This window comes from Amycolatopsis sp. NPDC049253 (assembly GCF_040678995.1).
Lineage (GTDB): Bacteria > Actinomycetota > Actinomycetes > Mycobacteriales > Pseudonocardiaceae > Amycolatopsis.
This window is the reverse complement of record NZ_JBFAQX010000014.1, coordinates 1-19,318: the sequence shown is the minus strand read 5'-3', so window position 1 is coordinate 19,318 and position 19,318 is coordinate 1. Positions and strand designations below refer to the sequence as shown.

At 70.8% G+C, this 19,318-nt stretch carries 15 protein-coding genes; 8 read left to right on the top strand and 7 right to left on the bottom strand.

Features of this window, described 5'->3' with window-relative positions:
- The first annotated feature begins 159 nt into the window (after positions 1-159).
- Genes AB0K15_RS28065 through AB0K15_RS28040 form a run of 6 tightly spaced genes read left to right on the top strand, consistent with a single transcriptional unit; the run spans position 160 to position 5,992 of the window.
- Positions 160-1,485, top strand: a complete 1,326-nt coding sequence (locus AB0K15_RS28065; RefSeq protein ID WP_364056641.1) for an aromatic ring-hydroxylating dioxygenase subunit alpha — start codon at positions 160-162, stop codon at positions 1,483-1,485.
- Positions 1,485-1,949 carry an aromatic-ring-hydroxylating dioxygenase subunit beta gene (locus tag AB0K15_RS28060; RefSeq protein ID WP_364056638.1) on the top strand — a complete coding sequence of 155 codons (465 nt, stop codon included), beginning with the start codon at positions 1,485-1,487 and terminating at the stop codon, positions 1,947-1,949. Before AB0K15_RS28065 ends, AB0K15_RS28060 begins: the two co-directional genes overlap by 1 nt.
- Entirely contained in the window at positions 1,946-2,908 is a 963-nt protein-coding gene (locus AB0K15_RS28055; protein ID WP_364056635.1) for a 4-hydroxythreonine-4-phosphate dehydrogenase PdxA, read from the top strand. The genes AB0K15_RS28060 and AB0K15_RS28055 overlap by 4 nt, the downstream gene beginning before the upstream one ends.
- Positions 2,905-3,903 (top strand): 2Fe-2S iron-sulfur cluster-binding protein, encoded by a 999-nt coding sequence (locus AB0K15_RS28050; RefSeq protein ID WP_364056632.1) that lies wholly within the window; start codon positions 2,905-2,907, stop codon positions 3,901-3,903. The genes AB0K15_RS28055 and AB0K15_RS28050 overlap by 4 nt, the downstream gene beginning before the upstream one ends.
- Before the next feature lie 56 nt (positions 3,904-3,959).
- Positions 3,960-4,640 (top strand): alpha/beta hydrolase, encoded by a 681-nt coding sequence (locus AB0K15_RS28045; protein ID WP_364056629.1) that lies wholly within the window; start codon positions 3,960-3,962, stop codon positions 4,638-4,640.
- The gene (locus AB0K15_RS28040) at positions 4,637-5,992 is read left to right on the top strand and encodes an MFS transporter (protein ID WP_364056626.1); all 1,356 of its coding nucleotides are present in this window, start codon (positions 4,637-4,639) and stop codon (positions 5,990-5,992) included. Before AB0K15_RS28045 ends, AB0K15_RS28040 begins: the two co-directional genes overlap by 4 nt.
- Positions 5,993-6,037: 45 nt before the next feature.
- Here AB0K15_RS28040 and AB0K15_RS28035 read toward each other — a convergent pair whose 3' ends face one another.
- Positions 6,038-8,239 (bottom strand): discoidin domain-containing protein, encoded by a 2,202-nt coding sequence (locus AB0K15_RS28035; protein WP_364056623.1) that lies wholly within the window; start codon positions 8,237-8,239, stop codon positions 6,038-6,040.
- 32 nt (positions 8,240-8,271) lie between these two features.
- Positions 8,272-10,509: a discoidin domain-containing protein gene (locus tag AB0K15_RS28030; RefSeq protein ID WP_364057122.1), complete on the bottom strand. Its 2,238-nt coding sequence runs from the start codon at positions 10,507-10,509 to the stop codon at positions 8,272-8,274.
- A 354-nt stretch (positions 10,510-10,863) separates the two neighbouring features.
- Between AB0K15_RS28030 and AB0K15_RS28025 the strand changes: the two genes are divergently transcribed.
- Positions 10,864-11,832 carry an alpha/beta hydrolase gene (locus AB0K15_RS28025; RefSeq protein ID WP_364056620.1) on the top strand — a complete coding sequence of 323 codons (969 nt, stop codon included), beginning with the start codon at positions 10,864-10,866 and terminating at the stop codon, positions 11,830-11,832.
- A 3-nt stretch (positions 11,833-11,835) separates the two neighbouring features.
- Here AB0K15_RS28025 and AB0K15_RS28020 read toward each other — a convergent pair whose 3' ends face one another.
- The 3 genes from AB0K15_RS28020 to AB0K15_RS28010 all read right to left on the bottom strand — a co-directional run bounded on the left by AB0K15_RS28020 (position 11,836) and on the right by AB0K15_RS28010 (position 15,538).
- On the bottom strand, positions 11,836-12,360 hold the full coding sequence (locus AB0K15_RS28020) for a DUF4232 domain-containing protein (RefSeq protein WP_364056617.1): 525 nt from the start codon (positions 12,358-12,360) through the stop codon (positions 11,836-11,838).
- 139 nt (positions 12,361-12,499) lie between these two features.
- Entirely contained in the window at positions 12,500-12,799 is a 300-nt protein-coding gene (locus AB0K15_RS28015) for an Imm74 family immunity protein (RefSeq protein ID WP_364056615.1), read from the bottom strand.
- Positions 12,800-12,940: 141 nt separating this feature from the next.
- Positions 12,941-15,538: a bifunctional FO biosynthesis protein CofGH gene (locus AB0K15_RS28010; RefSeq protein WP_364056612.1), complete on the bottom strand. Its 2,598-nt coding sequence runs from the start codon at positions 15,536-15,538 to the stop codon at positions 12,941-12,943.
- Positions 15,539-15,691: 153 nt separating this feature from the next.
- Here AB0K15_RS28010 and AB0K15_RS28005 point away from each other — a divergent pair, with 153 nt between their 5' ends.
- Positions 15,692-17,296, top strand: coding sequence for a transposase (locus AB0K15_RS28005; protein ID WP_364056609.1), 1,605 nt, complete (start codon positions 15,692-15,694; stop codon positions 17,294-17,296).
- On the opposite strand, the gene AB0K15_RS28000 is transcribed toward AB0K15_RS28005, so the two are convergent.
- On the bottom strand, positions 17,293-18,042 hold the full coding sequence (locus AB0K15_RS28000; protein ID WP_364056606.1) for an SDR family NAD(P)-dependent oxidoreductase: 750 nt from the start codon (positions 18,040-18,042) through the stop codon (positions 17,293-17,295). The two genes, AB0K15_RS28005 and AB0K15_RS28000, sit on opposite strands and share 4 nt — an antisense overlap.
- A gap of 8 nt (positions 18,043-18,050) precedes the next feature.
- The gene (locus AB0K15_RS27995; protein WP_364056603.1) at positions 18,051-18,881 is read right to left on the bottom strand and encodes an alpha/beta fold hydrolase; all 831 of its coding nucleotides are present in this window, start codon (positions 18,879-18,881) and stop codon (positions 18,051-18,053) included.
- Between the last annotated feature and the right edge of the window lie 437 nt (positions 18,882-19,318).

Below are 19,318 nucleotides of genomic sequence, written 5' to 3'. Positions count from 1 at the left end.
CCTTCGGCTGCGGGCACGGCTCTCCCCGGAGATGGGTCTTGACGGCAGGCTCCCACCTGCCTTCAATGTGTTCGATAAGTGAATCTACGTTCGTTATTCGAACACTATCAGGGGCGTCGCGAGCTGTCGAGCGGCACCCTGGGCGAGGAGGAACCGACGATGGATCGCCTCACGGGGACTCAGGTCAGCAACCGCGCACCCGACCGCAGCTGGCCGCGGTCGCTGACCCGGGTGCCGTACTGGGTTTTCCAGGACGAGTCGGTGTACCGCGCCGAGCAGGACCGGATCTTCCACGGCCCGCACTGGAGTTACCTGTGCCTCGAGGCCGAATTGGCCGAGCCGGGCGACTTCTGCGCGACCTTCATCGGCGAGCAGCCGGTGCTGGTGACGCGCGACGTCGACGGCGAGGTGTACGCGTTCGAGAACCGCTGCGCTCACCGCGGCGCGCTGATCGCGATGGCCGACCACGGCAAGGCCCGCGACTTCACCTGCGTCTACCACGCCTGGACCTACAACCTGCAGGGCGACCTCACGGCTGTCGCGTTCGCGGAGGGCGTCGGCGGCAAGGGCGGGATGCCGCCGAACTTCTGCCTGTCCGACCACGGGCCGCGCAAGCTGCGCATCGCCGTGGTCCACGGGCTGGTGTTCGGCACGCTGTCCAACGACCTGCCCGACATCGAGGAGTACCTCGGCGAGGAGATCCTCGACCGCATCGACCGCGTGCTCGGCGGCCGCAAACCCGTGGTGCTGGGCCGGTTCGCGCAGCGGTTGCCGAACAACTGGAAGCTGTACGCGGAGAATGTCCGCGACTCCTACCACGCCAGCATCCTGCACCTGTTCTTCACGACGTTCGGCATCAACCGGCTTTCGCAGCGCGGCGCGATCATCGTCGACGAGTCCGGTGGCCACCACGTGAGCTACTCGGCCATCGACCGCAGCGCCACGGAGTCCACCGAGTACCGGGACCAGAACATCCGGTCCGACAGCGAGTACCGCCTCGCCGACCCGTCGCTGCTCGAGGGGTTCAGCGAGGTCGGCGACGACGTGACGCTGCAGATCCTCTCGGTCTACCCGGGGTTCGTGCTGCAGCAGATCCAGAACTCCGTGGCCGTGCGCCAGATTCTCCCGCGCGGCACGGACGACACGCTGCTCAACTGGACCTACCTCGGCTTCGAGTCCGACACCGAGGAACAGCGGCTGGTCCGGATGAAACAGTCCAACCTGGTCGGTCCCGCCGGCTACGTGTCCATGGAGGACGGTGGCATCGGCGGCTTCGTGCAGCGCGGCATCGCCGGGGCGTCCGACGAGTACGCGACCCTGCAGATGGGCGGCGACACCGCGGAGTCGAGCGAAAGCCGCGTCACCGAAGCGTCGGTCCGCGGGTTCTGGCTGGCGTATCGCGAGTCGATGGGCTTCGTGCCCGACGACGACGCGCCGCTGCCCGAGATCGGCGAGCACGAGCGCACCCGGGTGGTGCGTGCCTGATGGACAACCAGGTCGCCATCGCCCGCGCCCAGGCGCGCTACGCCCGCTGCATCGACGACGGGCCGCTCGAAGACTGGCCCTCGTTCTTCACCGAAGACTGCCACTACCGCGTGACCACGGCCGACAACTACGCCCGCGGCCTGCCCGCCGGCCTGATCTGGGCCGACACCCGCGGCATGCTGACCGACCGTGTGTCGGCGCTGAAGGAAGCCAACATCTACGAGCCGCACGTGTACCGCCACATGCTCGGCCAGCCCGCGATCCTCTCGGAGTCCGGAGGCGACGTCGAGAGCGAGACGCCGTTCTTCGTGCTTCGTGTGACCGGCGGCGGACCGACCGACCTGTTCGCCAGCGGTCGTTATGTCGACCACTACCGCGTCGAAGGTGATCAGGCGCTGCTGCGCGAACGCGTGGTCGTCTGCGACAGCAAGGAGATCGACACCCTTCTGGCGCTGCCGCTGTGAGCCGCGTACTGCTGGCCATCGGTGATCCCAACGGCATCGGGCCCGAGATCGCCGTCGCCGCCGCCACCCGGGCCGAGGACCCGCCGGTACTGGTCGGCGACCACTCCGTGCTCGCGGACCTGGCCGCGGCGCGAGGTTTCCGGCTTCGCGAGCACACGCCCGGCGCGCTGCCCGAGGACGGCGTGCTCGACCTCGTGGACGTCGGGCACCTGCCACCGGACGGGTTCCGGCCGGGCGTGCTCAGCGCGGAGGCGGGCGCGGCGACGATCCGGTACGTCAGCACTGCCGTCACGCTCGCCCTCGGCGGCGGGTATCGCGGGGTGGTCGCCTGCCCGCATTCGGAGACCGCCGTGCACGCCGCGGGCATCCCGTTCCGCGGCTACCCGCCGCTGATCGCGCAGCTCACCGGCGTGCCCGAGGACCGTGTGTTCCTGCTGCTCTCGGGTGGTGGCCTGAACATCGTGCACGCGACCCTGCACGAACGCGTGGCCGACGCCCTCGCCCGGCTCACCCCGGAAATGGTCACCGCCGCCGGGAAAGCGTTGTGGGAGGCCCTGCGGACGTTCGGCGTCGCCGCCCCGCGCATCGGCGTCTTCGGCATCAACCCGCACGCGGGCGAAGGCGGCCTGTTCGGCAGCGACGACGAGCACGTCACCGCGCCGGCCGTGGCTTCCCTGGTCGCGCAAGGCGTCGACGCGGTCGGCCCGACGGGCGCTGACGTGGCGCTCACCACCCCGGGCCACGACGGGTTCGTCGCGCTGTACCACGACCAGGGCCACATCCCGGTCAAGCTGCTGGCCGGCCGCACTTCGACCGCGCTGACCGTCGGCGCCGGTGTGCCGTTCTGCAGTGTCGGCCACGGCACGGCGTTCGACATCGCCGGGCGCGGCGTCGCCGACCCCACGGCCGTCGTCCGCGCGCTCGGCCTGTTCGGACGAACGAAGGAGACCACCGCATGATCACCGTGGCGGACACGGACGTCGAGATCCCGTGCGACGACGGGCAAACCGTGCTCGAAGCGGCCGAGAGCGCGGGCTGGGCGATTCCGTACTCGTGCCGCAAGGGCGTCTGCACGTCGTGCACCGGCTCGCTCGTCGCGGGTTCGGTGCTCGTGCGCGGCCGTGGTGAGCTGACGGGCCCGGCCGACGGTGTGCTGCTCTGCCGCGCCGAGCCCCAGGGCCCGGTCGTGGTCCGGCCGCGCCGCATCGAACGCAGCCAGCCGCCGCGGCGCAAGAAGCTCACCACGGTGGTGCACCGCATCCGCCGGCCCGCGCCCCGCGTCACCGTGCTCGACCTGCGGTTCCCGATCGGGCGGCGCGCGCCGTTCCGTGCCGGGCAGTTCCTGGAGGTGCAGCTGCCGGACGACGAACCGCGCCCGTACTCGCTGGCGAACCCGCCGCACCACAACGACTCGGTGCAGCTGCACGTCCGCACCGAACCGGGCGGGCGGTTCTCCGAGCACACGGTGGGGGCGCTGCAACCGGGTGACACGCTCGATGTCGAGACGCCGTTCGGCGAGTTCGTGCTGGACGACGGCGACGGCCCCATCCTGCTGCTCGCCACCGGCACGGGGTTCGCGCCGATCCAGTCGATCGTGCTCGACCTCATCGCCCGCCGCCGCACCCGGCCCGTCCACCTCTATTGGGGCGCGCGGGCGGAGGAGGACCTCTACCTGGCCGAGCTCCCGGAACGCTGGGCGGCCCGGCACGGCTGGTTCGACTACACGCCCGTGCTTTCGCGCCCGGGCAAGGGCTGGTCCGGGGCCACCGGCCATGTCCAGCACACCGCGCTGGCCGACCACCCGGAGCTGACCGGCCATCGCACGTACGCCTGCGGCAGCGAAGCGATGACCACCGACGCCCACGACCTGCTCACCGCCCGCGGCGGCCTGCCGACCGAGAGCTTCCTGGCCGATTCGTTCGTGCCCGCCGCCGGGCCCGGCGTTCCCGCCTGACCGCTCTGTCGACCGCATCTGCCGTTCGATCCCACCACGATTCAAAGGAGAATCCCATGGACTTCGTGCTCGTCCACGGCGCCTGGTACGCCGGCTGGAGCTGGCGGGAAGTGGCCGCAGCGCTGCGCGAACAGGGCCACGAGGCGCACGTCGTGGAGCAGCTGCCCAGCGGGGGCGGGGACCCGGCCGCGTTCGGCGACGTGTCCGCGGACGTCGCCCACGTGCGTGACCTCGTCGACGGCCTCGACCGTGACGTGGTGCTGGTCGGGCATTCCTACGGCGGCATCGTCGTCGGCGAGCTCTCCGACCACCCGCGCGTGCGCCACAGCGTGTTCCTGTCGGCGTTCCGGCCGCGCCGCGGCGAAAACCTGCTCGACATCCGCTCGCCGCACCCGGAGGAGTGGATCGTCCCCCGCGAGGACGGCACGCTGCACGTCACCGACGACCACGCGCTGGCCCGCAAGGTACTCGCCCCCGACCTGGACGAAGCCGCGTTCGCCGGCGTCCACGGGCAGCGTGCGGCGCACGCGGCCGTCACGTTCACCCAGCCCGCCACCGAACCGGAGCGCACGCACCCGGTCACCTACGTCGTCTGCGAGCGCGACGAGGCGATCTTCCCCGTGGACCAGGAGAAGATGGCCGCCGGCGCCGACCACGTCCTGCGCCTCGACGCCCCGCACCTGGCCCCGCTGACGCACCCGCGTGAAGTGGCCGATCTGCTGGCCGGCACCCGATGACGGCGGGGGTGCGCCTGACGGGGTTCGTCGACGGCAAGCGCGTCAGCCCGTTCCAGTACGGCACGGTGGTGCTGTGCGGGCTCGTGATGTTCTTCGACGGCTTCGACACGCAGGCCATCAACTACCTCGCCCCGCACATCGCGAAGGACTGGGGCCTGAAGGTCGCGGTGCTCGGCCCGATCTTCTCCTCGGCGCTGGTGGGCCTGATGATCGGCTACCTGGTGCTCTCGCCGCTGTCCGACCGCTTCGGCCACCGGCGGCTCGTGATCGCGGGCACGGCGTTGTTCGCGCTCGCGAGCCTCGTGTCCGTGTGGGTCGGCGGTGTGGCCGAGCTCGTGGTGCTGCGGCTGATCACGGGCATCGGCCTCGGTGCGGCGGCGCCCAGCGCGGTCGCGCTCACCGCCGAGTACACGCCGAAACGCCTGCGGGCGAGCTTCGTGCTGGCGATCTACTGTGGATTCTCGCTCGGGTTCGTGGTGGCGGGAGTGGTGTCGGGCTGGCTCGTGCCCACGGCCGGCTGGCGGTCGGTGTTCCTCGTGGGTGCGCTGGCGCCGCTGGTGATCATCCCGCTGATGTTGAAGTTCCTGCCGGAGTCACTCGTGTTCCTGGTGGGCCGCGGCGCGAACTCCGAGCGCGCGTACCGGCTGTGCCGCCGCATCGAGCCGGCGCTGCCCTCGGCGACGCAGCCGGTGACGGTCGACGCGGCCGAAGCCGGTGGCCGCGTCAAGCTGAAGGCGCTCCTGGCCAACGGCGGGGTGCTGAGCACGGTGCTGCTGTGGGTCGTCTTCGCCGTCAACCTCGGCGAGTTCTACGCGTTGCAGAGCTGGCTGCCGACGATGCTCACGGATCTCGGGTTCGCGAACGGCACCGTGGTCACGGCCACGAGCCTCACGACCGTCGGCGGCATCGTCGTCGCGCTCGTGGTCGGCCCGGCGATGGACCGCCTGGGCGCGTTCGGCTCGCTGGGCGCGTTGTTCGTGGTGGGCGCGGTGTTCCTCGCGGTGACCGGGCCGGCGTTCCACGCGCCGGTGTGGCTCCTGCTGGCGGCGATGTTCCTCGTCGGCTGCGGGGTCAGCGGCGGACAGAAGGCGCTCATCGCGCTGGCCGCCGTGGTCTACCCGGTCAACATCCGCTCCACGGGCGTCGGCTGGGCGCTGGGCATCGGCCGCCTCGGCGGGATCCTCGGCCCGCTGATCGTCGGCGCGGCGGTGGCCGCCTCCTGGTCCCCGGCAGCGATCTTCCTGGCGCTGTCCGGACCGATGCTGGTGTGCGCGGTGCTGATCCTCTACCTGGGACGGCGGGCTCGGCAGACGGCCGAGGTCGCCGAGCGCGACCCGGCGCCCGCGGTGTGACGGAGGGGCTCCCCGGTAGCGGCCGGGGAGCCCCTCTCGCCCGACCTACGCCGCGGCCACCTCCAGTTCCGAGACCTGCCCGGCCGGCCAGCCGGTGTTGCCGGTGATGGTCACGCGCACGAAGCGCTGCGTCGTCGTGCCGAAGCTCGCCGACGCGGTGTTGCCGGACGACGGGCTGAACGTCCAGCCCCGCGAGGCGACCAGCGTCGTCCACGAGCCGCCGTCGGTGCTGCCCTGCACGGTGAGCGTCTGGGTACGGGCGCCCCAGTCGTTCGACGGCGGCAGCTTCAGCGTCACCTTGTCGATCGCCGCCGCGTCACCGAGGTCGACGGTCAGCGTCTGCGGGAACGCGTTGTTCGTGCTCTCCCAATACGTGCTCGCGTTGCCGTCCACGGCGTTGCCCGGCGGGAAGCCGCCCTGCGAGCCGCTGGCCGTGATCGCCTTGCCGCGCGCGATGTTCGCGCCCGACTGCGGCGGCTGCGGCGGACCGGAGTTCGGTGCGGGCCAGCTGGAGCAGTCGTTCCACGCGCCGGTCCAGCCGCTGTTGCCCGAGCCGTTGAAGGTCATCTTCGGGATCGAGCTCGGGTAGGGGCAGTTGTACGTGCCGACGACGCCGACCCCGGACGCGGTGAGGTTGCTGATCGAGACCGTGCCCTGCGTCTGCGACTGCGCGACGAAGGTGCCCGCGCCGCGCACGGTGACTCCGTCGATCGTGATGCCGCTGACCTGCTTGCCCGCGCCGTTGCCGTCGATGAACTGGATGGCCTCATACGGGCTGTCGATGGCCGTGAACCCGTTGACGCGGATGGTCACGCCGGAAATGGCCTGGTCACGGGCGTCGAACCAGAGCGCGCCGACGCCGAACTGCCAGTTGGGGTCGAGCGCCCCGGCCCGCAGCGCAGTGTTGTTCGTCAGCGTGACCGTGCCCGAGAGCGGCACCGAGTTGAACCGGTTGGCCACCAGGTAGCCGCCGCCGAGGGCGTTGGTGTCCTGGATGAGGTTGCCGCTCACGGTGTTGTTCGAGCCGCCGTAGAGCGCGATGCCGTTCGCCAGGTTCGGCTGCACGACCGTGTTGTTGGCGATGGTGATGCCGGAGTCGGCCTGGCCGTTGGACCACAGCGCGAGCGCGTCGTCACCGTTGTTGCGCAGGTAGTTGTTGCGGATCGCCGAGTTGGTGACGGCGCCGTCGAAGTTCACGCCGTCGGCCTGCGTGTCGAGGATGCGGTTGTTCTCGATCGTGAGGTTCGAGGACGCGCCGTTCATCAACCACAGGCCGCACTTGGTGTCCTGGATCCACAGCCCCGAGACGACCGAGCCGTTGCCGAGCACGCCGTGGAACGCGTTGTCCGGGCTGGAGTCGTTGCGCTCGGAGACCGAGCCGAACACGGCGAAGTCGTAGAGCTTGATGTTCCCCGACGCGCTGCCGTTGTTGAAGATGTTGTTGCCGTGCAGCACGGTGTACCACTGCCCGGCGCCGCGCACGGTGGTCTGGTCGATCTGCAGCGCCGACCCGATCTCGAAGCGGCCGCTCGGCACCCAGACTTCCTTGCCCTGCTGCCGGGCGGCTTGCAACGCGTTGCGGAAAGCTTGCGTGTCGTCGCCGGAGTCGTTGGCGGTGGCGCCGTAGTCGGTGACCGACAGCGAGCCGGCCGGCTGCGCGCCGGCGCCACCGACCTGCTCGAAGTCGGCGAGGTCGATCGTGGCCTGCCCGACGTCGCCGGAGTCCAGCTGCACCTTGACCTTCGCGCCCGCGGCGGCGTTCTGGCCGAACAGCAGCCGGGCGTCGTCGAAGAAGTGGTGGGTCTTCGCGCCCGGGATGCCCGGGGTGTCGGTGTAGGTGTACTGCGACGTCACGGAAAGCCCGCTGCCGAGCTTGGTCCCGTTGACGTACACCGACATCCGGCCGGAGCTGCCGTCGGGCAGGTTGTAGTGGACGTTGACCGAGTTGGCCGCGGCCGGCAGCGTGAACTCCACGTACTGGCCCTGCCCGAGCCGCACGGCCTGGCGGCCGGACGCCTCGGAGGCCACCGTGGCCTGCGTGTAGTCGGGGCCGACGGCGGATCCGTTGGTGGCGCTGCATTCGGCCTCGACCGTCCGGAACGGAACGCTCGCACCGCCGGACGCCGTGGCCGGGCAGGTCGCCGCCGCGGCGGGGGTGCCCGAGCCGACCGCGAACACGGTCAGCCCGGAGGACACCAGCGCCGCGGCCAGCAAGGCCGCCCTGGGTCGTGCTGAGGTGGGGGACATCTTTGTCCTTTCTGGGGATTTTCCGGGAAGGATCAGGACGCGTAGGCCTCGAGCTCGGACAGCTGCCCGGCCGGCCAGCCGGTGTTGCCGGCGAAGCTCAGGCGCAGGTAGCGGGTGCTCGTGGGGCTGAAGGAGACGGAGGCGGTGTTGCCGCTCGCCGGGTCGAAGCGGTAGCCGGCTTCGGATTTCAGCGTGGTGAACGACGAACCGTCGGCGGAGCCCTGCACCGTGAGCGTCTGGGTGCGCGCGCCCCAGTCGTTCGACGGCGGCAGCTTGAACACGAGCCGCCCGACGGTCAAGGCACTGCCGAGGTCGACGGTCAGCGTCTGCGGGAACGCGTTGTTGCTGCTTTCCCAGTAGCTGCCGGCATTGCCGTCCACGGCGTTGCCCGGCGGGAAGCCGCCCTGGGAGCCGCTGGCCGTGGTCGTCTTGTGCAGCGCCAGGTTGCCGGTCGGCGGCTGCGTGGGAGTGGTGGGAGTCGTCGGCGTGGTCGGTGTCGTCGGGGGAGTGGTGCCGCCGTTGTTGCCGTTGTAGACCGGCGCCGGCCACGAACCGCAGAACGTGGTGGTCCAGCCCGAGTTGCCGCCCTGGTCGGACAGGCCCGTGAGCGCGTCCGGGCCCATGCAGTTGTAGACGCCCGCGCGGCCGATGTTCGTCGCGACGACGTTCTTGACCGTACCGCTCGGTTTGGACTGCAGCTGCCACGCGAACGTGCCCGCGCCGGTAATCCGCAGGCCGTCGAAGTGCACGTCGGTGGTGGCGCCGTCGATGAACTGCACGCCCTCGTAGTTGTTGTCCAGCAGGTCGTTGTCCACCACGTCGATGCGGCCGGTGATGGCCGAGTCACGCCCGTCGAACCACAGCGCGCCGACACCGAACTGCCAGTTGGAGTCGAGCACGCCGGTGCGGATCGCGGTGTTGCGCGTGACGGTGGTGGTGCCCGAGAGCGGCACGGCGCTGAACCGGTTGGCCACGTGGATGCCGCCGCCCTGGTCCTGGTTGTCGGCCACCACGTTGTCGGACACGGTGTTGTCGTGGCCGCCGTAGATCGCGATGTTGTTCGCGAGGATCGGCAGCAGCACGGTGTTGAACGAGAACGTGTTGTGGTGGTCGGCGTCGTGTTCGGCCCACATGGCGAGGCCGTCGTCGCCGGTGTTGCGCAGGAAGTTGTTCGTCACCAGCGTGTTGCTGATGCCCTGGTGCAGGTTGAGGCCGTCGGCCGTCTGGTCGAGGATCCGGTTGCCGCGCACGGTGAGCCCGTCGAACGGCCCGTCGAGCCACAGCCCGACCTTGGTGTGCTGCAGCCACAGGTTCTGCACGACCGAACCGCCGCCGAGCGCACCGCCGATGGCGTTGGCCTGGTCGCAGTCGACGCGGGCCTGGACGTCGCCGATGATCGCGAAGTCGTAGAGCCCGACGTTCGTGCTGCTGCCGGGTACCGCCGCGTTGCCGGGGTACGTCGGGGTGGAGCAGCTGGCCGGCTCGCCCTTGCCGAAGATGCCCGCGCGGGCGCCGTGCAGCTCGGAGTACCACGGCCCGGCGCCGCGGATGGTCACCTGGTCGACGGTGATGTGGTGGTTGAGCGTGAAGGAGCCCGCCGGAATCCAGACCTGCTTGCCCTGGCTCTTCGCGGCGGCCACGGCCGCGTCGAACGCACCGGCGTCGTCGCCGGAGTCGCCGGCGGTGGCGCCGTAGTCGATGACGCTCACGGCGTTGGCCGGTTGGGTGGCGGGCGCGGCGACCTGCTCGAAGTCGGCGAGGTCGACGGTCGCGGGGGTCACGTCGCCGGCGTCGATCTGCAGCTTGATCTTGGTGCCGGCGGGGTAGCTGGTGCCGAAGAGGGTGCGCACCTCGTCGTAGAAGTGGTGCGCCTTGCCCTGGCCGGGGTCGTTGCTGAAGGGGTAGCCGCCGTAGTACCAGCCGTAGCGGGAGGTCAGGTTCAGGTCGCGGTTGTGGGTGCCGTCGACGTAGACCGAGATCGTGCCGTTGATCCCGGTGCCCTGGGCGCTGTCGGGCAGGCTGTAGCGGAAGTCGAGCGAGTTCGACGGCGCGCTGAGGGTGAATTCGACGTACTTGCCCTGGCCGGTCAAGGTGACGGCCTTGCGGCCGGATGCCTCGCCGGCGAGTGTGCCGGCGCTGCGGTCCGGGCCGATCACGGTGCCGTTGGTGGCGGCGTTCTCGGCTTCCTGCTCGACGAACGGGACGGTCGCGCCGCGTCCGGCGACGGCGGCGTTCGGGGTGGCGGTCGCCGGGTTGCCGGGCGCGGCGATGACGGTCAGGGCAGCGAGGCCGGCGGCCGCGAGCACCGCGCTGCCGAGCGCGGCGAGCCGGCGTTTTCCGGTGGACGGTCGTTTTTCGGGCGCGCTGAAGACACCTAGGGGAGACACGGGGCAGCACTCGCCTTTCGTCGGGGTCGGGTGCACTGGTGGGGACAGTGTGTGAGCTGGATCATACGAATTCCCGACAGGAAATCGCAATAGTCGGACGGACTTACGCAAATTTTCGACATCCGCCGTCATGGACTGTCCGGCTCGCCGATTTCCCGCCACCTGGCGGAAGTGGCGCGGGGCCCGGCCGGGCCAGGATGATCAGGCGAGAGCCACGACGTCCTGGGAGGTACCGAGATGACCGCGACCCGTCCGCAGGTGGGGCCGCCGCTGCCGTTCGACCCCGAGCTCGAGGTGGTGCTGGAGCAGATGCGGGCCGAGCGGCCGGCGCTCGACTCGGCCGCCGCGATCCCGGCCCTGCGCGAGGAGCGCGCCACGCGTGAGCTCTCCCTGGCCGACGTCGCGGCCGACGGCACCGTCGAGCTGTCCGAAGTGGACGCCGACGGCGTGCCACTCGTCATCGGCCGACCGACCCGGGTGACCGCCGACGCCCCGGTGCTCTACTGGATGCACGGCGGCGGCATGATCCTCGGCGGTCATCGTGGCCGTGACCTGCTGGTGCTCAAGGAGTACGCGGTTTCGCTCGGCCTCGCGTTCGCCTCGGTCGACTACCGCGTCGCCCCGGAACACCCGCATCCCGCGCCGGTCGAGGACTGCTACGCGGGTCTGAAGTGGACAGTCGAGAACGCGGCTGCCCTGGGCATCGACCGTTCGCGCGTGATCGTCGGCGGCGCCAGCGCGGGCGGCGGCTTGGCGGCCGCCGTGGCCCTGCTGTCGCGCGACCGCGGCGGCCCGGCGCTGCTCGGCCAGCTCCTGCTCTACCCGATGCTCGACGACCGCAACGACACTCCGTCGTCGTTCCAGATGGAGGGCCTCGGCGTCTGGGACCGCACCGCCAACGACATCGGCTGGACCGCCCTGCTCGGCGACGCGCGCGGTGGCCCGGACGTCTCGCCCTACGCCGCCCCGGCCCGCGCCGCGGATCTGTCGGGCCTCCCGCCGGCCTTCCTGGACGTCGGCACCGCCGAGACCTTCCGCGACGAGGTCGTCACCTACGCCACGCGCCTGTGGCAAGCCGGCGTCCAGGCCGAGCTCCACGTCTGGCCGGGTGCCTACCACGGCTTCGACGGCTCGGCCCCGGACGCGGCCCTGTCGGTGCAGGCCCGCGCGGCGCGGGCTCCGTGGCTGCGCCGGATCCTCGGCTGAGGCCTACTTCGGGAGGTCCTTCATCCAGGCGGTCACGGTGATCTCCCCGGTCGTCCCGAGGTCGGTCTTGAGCGGCACCGTCTGCTCCGGTTCCCCGGGCGCCGCCACCACGGCCACCGCGGCGCCGGTCGTCACTTCACCCGAGGTCACCGTGGCCGACCAGGACACCACGCTCATCAGCTTTTCGTGCGGGGCCAGGGTGAACGACTTCGGCCCGGGATCCGGCGAGAAGTACGAGACGTCGTGGTGCACCTGGACGTCCAGCGGCTTGCCGCTGCCGTCGAGGACGCGCACCGTGGGGTAGCCGTTCAGCGTGTGCGCTTCGGTGTCGTTGTTGGTCAGCGTCAGCACCGACCCCCGATGCCCGAGGCCGGCTTCGACGATCCCCGCGGCCACCACCAACACCGGTGACGGCGCCGCCTCCGACGACGAGGCCGGCGCCGGAACCGGCGGCCCGGGCACGACCGAACCGCACGCGGCGGCCGACAGCGCGATGCACAAGACGGGCAGAGCCCGGAGAGTCCCCATGGAGGAGAAACCTAGCGTCGCCGGCAACCGGCGAGCGCCCCGGACCGACCACATCGGCCCCGGGGCGCTCGGTGTCAGAGTTCAACCACCCGAAAGATCTGTGGATCAAGATCTTTCACGCGGGTGACCACGGCTTGATTCATTCGATCTCGACGACGAGGCCGCGGGCGGCGGCGCGCACTCGAAGGTCTTTCAGCATGGCTGCGCGTTCGCTGCCGGTCACCTCCGCGCCGTCGTTCCACCGCATGATTTGCGCTGTGATCACGAGAAAGTCAAGCGGACCGCGGTGAAACCCTTCTCCCTGGAGTCTGATCGTCCGGCCGTCGACGTCGAGGTCGATGTGCCCGCGAGTGATGTTGGTGATCATCGTGAACCCGACCTTCAGGGTGATGTCTGCGCGCGACGACAACTTCGGGGCCATCGCGCCGGTCGTCCCCACCTCATCAAGCGAAGTACCCGACCGCCGGCCCACCGCGAGAACCCGCACCACAGACGAGAAACCCCCAGCACTCCCAGCGAAATCGCCAAGAGCACCGGGGATTCCCCGAGAACCACCTCAACCTCGGAACCTAACCGCCCATCACGAAGTCAGCAGCGGCAACAACGGCTTCCGCACCGCAGTAGCCACCCCATCCGAAGCCTCCGCCGCCGCGACCCGCTCCGCCGAAGGAACCCCGTACCCGGTCGTCCGCTGGCGCAGCGGCCGGCCCAGTGGCTCGACCATCGCGCGCATGTCGCTGATCGTCTTGTACGAGCCGTTCGACGCGCCGGCCATGCGGGAGATCGTCTCCTCCATCAGCGTGCCGCCGATGTCGTTGACGCCACCCTGCAGCACGGCGCGGCTGCCTTCCTCGCCGAGCTTCACCCAGGAGCTCTGGATGTTGTCGATCGTGCCGTGCAGCAGCAGCCGCGCCAGGGCGTGGACCGCGCGGTTCTCGCGCAGGGAGGTGCCCGGGCGGGCCAGGCCGGCGAGGTAGATCGGCGCGCTCTGGTGGATGAAGGGCAGCAGCACGAACTCGGTGAACCCGCGCCGGCCGTTGCGTTCCATGCCCTCGCGCTGCAGGCGAGCCAGCAGCTTCAGATGCGCTACCCAGTGGCTGGGGTTGTCGACGTGGCCGTACATCATCGTCGACGTCGTCGGGAGGCCCACGGAGTGCGCGGTGGTCACGACCTCGATCCACGCCGACGTCGGCAGCTTGCCCTTGGTGAGCACCCACCGCACGTCGTCGTCGAGGATCTCGGCGGCCGTGCCCGGCAGGGAGTCCACCCCGGACTCCTTGGCCCGGATCAGCCAGTCGCGCAAGGACAGGTTGGTGCGCGACGCCCCGTTGACGACCTCCATCGGGCTGTAGGAGTGCAGGTGGATGTCGGGCCGGCGGCGCTTGACCTCGGCGGCGAGGTCGAAGTACGCGGTGCCGGGCAGGTCCGGGTGGATGCCGCCCTGCATGCAGATCTCGGTCGCGCCCGCGGCCCAGGCCTCGTCCACGCGGTCGCCCACCTGCTCCAGCGAGAGCGTGTACGCGTCGGCGTCCGTGCGCCGCTGGGCGAACGCGCAGAAGCGGCAGCCGGTGTAGCAGACGTTGGTGAAGTTGATGTTGCGCGTGACCACGAACGTGATGTCGTCGCCCACCGTCTCGCGCCGCAGGTCGTCGGCGATCCGCGCCAGGGCGTCGAGCTCGGGTCCGTCGGCGTGCAGCAGCGCCAGCGCGGCGTCGTCCGACAGCCCCGCCGGGTCCTTTTCCGCGCTGCGCAAGGCTTCCAGGATGTCCGTGTCGAACTTCTGCGGCCCCGTCTTGATCTTGCGGCCGATTTCCTTCCAGTCGCCGTAGACGGAGTCGAAGTCGCCGCGGCGGTCGTCGGTGCGGCCGGTGGTGTCGATCTCGGTGTGCAGCTCGGTGCGGCCCGACTGCTGCCAGCCGCCGTCCGGCTCCTGCCACGGGATCCCCACGGGCATCGCGTCCTCGCGCGCCAGCCCCGTCGCCGGGTCGACGAGCGCGGCCACGTGCCGGGTCACGCGCGGGTCGAGCCACGGCTCGCCGAGGTTCACGTACTCGGGGTAGATGGTCAGCCGCTCGCGCAGCGTGAAGCCGGCCTTCTCCGTCTGCCGGGCCAGCTGGTCGATCTGCGGCCACGCCCGCTCGGGGTTCACGTGGTCCGGGGTCAGCGGCGAGACGCCACCCCAGTCGTCGATGCCGGCGCGGATCATCAGGTCGTACTGGTTGCCGATGAGGTTCGGCGGCGCCTGGATGCGCATCTTCGGCCCGAGCACGAGCCGCGCCACGGCGATGTTCGCCGCCAGCTCCTCGAGGTCGGCGTCGGGCGTCGCGCGCATCTTCGTGTCCGGCTTCGCGCGGAAGTTCTGGATGATGACTTCCTGGATGCCGCCGTACTCGCGCGCGGTCTTGCGGATGGCGAACATCGCGTCCGCGCGCTCCTCGTGCGTCTCGCCGATGCCGATCAGCACCCCGGTCGTGAACGGCACGGAGCTGCGCCCGGCGTCCTCCAGCACGCGCAGCCGGACGGCCGGATCCTTGTCCGGCGAGCCGTAGTGCGGGCCGCCCTTCTCGCTCCACAGCCGCGTCGCCGTGGTCTCGAGCATCATGCCCATCGACGGCGCCACCGGCTTGAGCCGCTGGAAGTCCTGCCAGCTCATCACACCGGGGTTCAAGTGCGGCAGCAGGCCGGTCTCCTCCAGCACGCGGATGGCCATCGCACGGACGTAGGAGAGCGTGTCGTCGTAGCCGTGGGCGTCGAGCCAGTCGCGCGCGGCCTTCCAGCGGTCCTCGGGCCGGTCGCCGAGCGTGAACAGGGCTTCCTTGCAGCCCATCTCGGCGCCCTTGCGGGCGATCTCGAGGACCTCGTCGGGCGAGAGGAACGGCGACTCGAGCCGGCCGGGCACGGTCACGAAGGTGCAGTAGCCGCAACGGTCGCGGCACAGCCGCGTCAGCGGGATGAAAACCTTGCGGCTGTAGGTGATGACGCCCGCGCGCCCGGCGGCTTCGAGGCCGGCGTCGCGGATGCGGGAGGCGTGCTCGGACAGCGTCTTGAGGTCGTCACCGCGGGCGTGGAGCAGCACGGTGGCCTCGGCGAGGTCGAGCGTCTTCCCGTCCCTGGCCCGCGCGAGCGCGCGGCGCATCGCCGACGGGGTGGGGGCGGTCAACTCGGGTTCGGGTGCCATTCCCGTCACGCTAGGACCAGCTCGCGGAAGCAGGCCAGTGCGTTGTCCGCCACGTGCTCACCCGTTCGGAAGAGACGATCATCCGCGCAGGTCAGAGGCCTGGAAAGGTTGTCGATCACCGGGAAGGAGTGTATTACCTAAAGTGTGGCATCGGTGATCGGGAAGCGCATCGGCGGCCGGACGTACTACTACCTGGCCGAATCCGCGCGCGTCGACGGCGCGCCGCGGGTGGTGACGCAGCGGTACCTCGGCACGGCCGAGGACATCGCCGGCGCGCTGCCCGGCGGCGCGGAACCGGGCGGCGCGCGGCACCGCACCTTCGGAGACGTCGCCGCCGTGTGGGGCACGATCCAGCGCCTCGATCTCGTGCGGCGGGTCGATGCCGTGGCGGGCCCGCAGCGGGCGAAGACCACGCTCGGGTTCCACGTCGCGCTCGCCGTGCTGCACCGCTCGACCGGCGCCGGCACGAGCTTCGAACAGTGGTGGGCCGGCTGCGCGGCGCAGGACCTCGTGCGCCCGCGTCCGCCGAAGGTCGCCGTCACCACGGCGGCCCACTGGCGGGCGTTGCAGCGCCTGACGCCGGAGCGCATCACCGGCGTCGAAACGGCGGTCGCCGAAGCCGTGCTCGACCTGCTCGGCGACGACGGAACGTCCGCACTCGCCGTGGACGTCCCCCAGTTCGCGGCCTTCACCGCCGCCGACTGCACGGTGCCCTCGGCCTGCCAGGACGCGCTCGCCGGCCTCGGCCTCGTAGTCACCCGTGACGGCGCGATCCCGCTCGCGTCGCGCGTGTACCGCAGGGAAAGCGGAGCGGCGCCGACGTTCGGCGCGCTGGCCGGGGAGCTGGGCGAGCGGTACCCGGCCACGGACGTCACGCTCGTCTTCCACGCCGGGCAGGCCGCGCAGCTCGACCTCGGCGCGCGGCGCGGGTTCGTCGGCTCGCTCCCGCCGGCCGACCACCCGGAGCTGCTCACGCAGCCGGCCTCGGCCCGCCGGCGCGTGGACCCGGAACGCTTCGCCGGGCTGACCGCGATCGACACCCGCGCGACCGTCGACGGCGTGCGGCGCCGGGTCATCCTCACGCACTCGGCCACGCTGTACGCCGCTCAGTACCGCGCGTTCACCGACGAGCTGAGTACCGCGATCCGCGAGCTCGACGGCCTGGCCGCGGCACTGGAAGCCGGCACCCACCGCGGTGACCGCACGCAGGTCCACGCCGAGATCTCACGGGTCACGCGCGGCCGGCGCGTCGGCCGGGTCCTGGAGACGACGCTCACCGGTACCCGGCCGGGCGAGATCCGGCTGACGCGCCGGGTCGACGAGGCGGCCGTCGCGCGGCTGGTGGACGAGTACTTCGGCAAGCAGATCCTCGTGACCGACCGCGACTGGCCGGTGGCCGAGATCGTCACCGCCTACCGCGCGCGGACCTATCTCGAGTCCACGTTCCGCTGGCTCACCGGCCCGGCCGCGGTCGGCCCGACGCCGCGGTGGGAGTGGACCCCGCACCGCGTCGCCGTGCACGCGCTGGTCTCGGTGCTCGCCGCCACCGTCACCCACCTCATGCGGCGCGAGGCCGACCGCGCGGGGATGAATCTGTCGGTGGGTGAGCTGCTCGACCAGCTGTGCGGCATCGGCGAGACGGTGCTGCGCTACCCGTCCACCGGCGGGCGGCCGCGCAGCCGCCGCATCCTCACCGACCGCGACCGGGAGCAGCAGGCACTGTTCGACCTGTTCGGGCTGGCGCGGTTCGCGCCCTAGCCCTCGCGGTGGATGTTCAGGGCCGAGAAGCTCTGCACGACCGGCATGATCTCGATGACGTTCACGTTCACGTGCGGCGGCTGCGCGGCGGCCCAGAACACCGACTCGGCGATGTCGTCGGCCGTGAGCGGCGTGGTGCCGGCGTACACGTTGGCCGCCTTCTCGTCGTCGCCGAAGCGGACGTTGGAGAATTCGGTGCCGCCGACCATGCCGGGCTCGATGTTGGTCACGCGCACGCCGGTGCCCCGCAGGTCGCTGCGCAGGTTCAGGCTGAACTGGTGCACGAACGCCTTGGTCGCGCCGTAGACGTTGCCGCCGGGGTAGGGGTAGGTGCCGGCGATGGAGCCGATGTTGATCACGTGGCCGCTGCCGCGCTCGACCATGCCGGGCAGCACCGCGCGGGTGAGGTGCACGAGACCGGTCACGTTGGTCTCGATCATCTGGTCCCAGTCCTCGAGCTTGGCTTCCTGCGCCGGCTCGAGGCCCTTGGCCAGGCCCGCGTTGTTCACGAGCACGTCGATCCGGCCCCAGTCGCCGGGCAGCGCGCCGACGGCCGCGACGATCGCGTCGCTGTCGCGCACGTCGAGCACGACGGGCAGCACGGACTCGCCGAGCTCCGAGGTCAGGGAGGCGAGCCGGTCGGCGCTGCGGGCCGCGGCGACGACCCGCGCGCCCTCGGCCACGAACCGGCGCGTGATCGCGGCACCGAACCCGGCACTCGCGCCGGTCACGAATACGGTCTTCATGGGGTGGGTCACCGTTCTTCCGCCTGGTGGTCCGGCCGGGGCCGGAGTGCGTTCAGGAACCGGCCGAACACTTCGTTGAACCCGGCCGCGGACTCCAGGTTAGGCAGGTGGCCCGCGCCTTCCAGCACCGCCAGTGCGGAACCGGCCACGAGCCCGTGCATGAGCTGCGCGTCGGACACCGGGGTGAACTCGTCTTCGCTGCCGACGGTCACCAGAGTGGGGACCTCGACCTGTTCGAGGGTCACCCGGTAGTCGGGGCGCAGCGCACGGGCCCGGAGCGCCGCGGCGGCGCCGGCGGGCGGGGTGGTGCGCATCATCGTGAGGACGTGCTCGGTGACTTCGGCGTTCGTCGCGCGGGTTCGCGGGGAGACCATCTTCGGGAGCAGCTCGGTCGCGTAGTCGCTCATGCCCTCCTGCTCGATCCGGTCGGCGGCGGCTCGTCTGTTCCGGCGGCCTTCGGGGGTCTCGGCGGTGGGGAAGGTGTCGGCCAGGAGAAGCGCCTGGACGCGCTCGGGGTGGTCGGCGACGGTCTGCATGGCGATCTGGCCGCCCATGGAGAGGCCGCCGAGGACGAACGTGGCGAGGCCGAGGTGGTCGGCCAGCGCGATGAGGTCGTGGGTGAAGTCGCGCAGGCCGGTCACGGCGGGACCGGTGCTCTCGCCGTAGCCGCGGAGGTCGGGGACGACGACGCGGAAGCCCCGCTCGGCGAAGTGCTCGGTCTGGGGGTGCCACAGGGAGCGGTCGAAGGGGTGGCCGTGGACGAGGAGCAGCGCTGGGCCGCCGGCGCCTCGGTCGTCGTAGGTGAGGACGCTGCCGTGGCCGGTGTGGAGGGTGGGCATGGAGCCGACGGTAGGCAGAGCTTTGGGTCGGTGCAATACGCCGCAATGTAGTCGGAGCAATGTTTTTCTCCGGCCGACGGGGACGCTGGACGGGGTGTGCGGGCCGCGGCGGGACCGTTTCCGGGGATTGCACGGGGTTTGACCTGGGAAGATCGCGTTAAGGGACCCCCCTGTTTTGGGGCGTTTCCGGCCATGTAAAGTTCTCCAAGTCGCCAGGGAAACCGGGCGGCCACCGGGACACGAACCAAGCTCTCGCCTCAGGCGATTGAGTGGGTGGCCCAAACAACAAAGGCTTGAAACAATGCCGATGGTCGGTGCGCACTGAGTGCGGATTGATCTGAAGTGTGTTGCTTGAGAACTCAACAGTGTGCTAGTGAACTAAGCCAGTAGAGCTTATATGAAACCCCCTCGTCGGGGTTTCCTTTGAGAAAACTAGA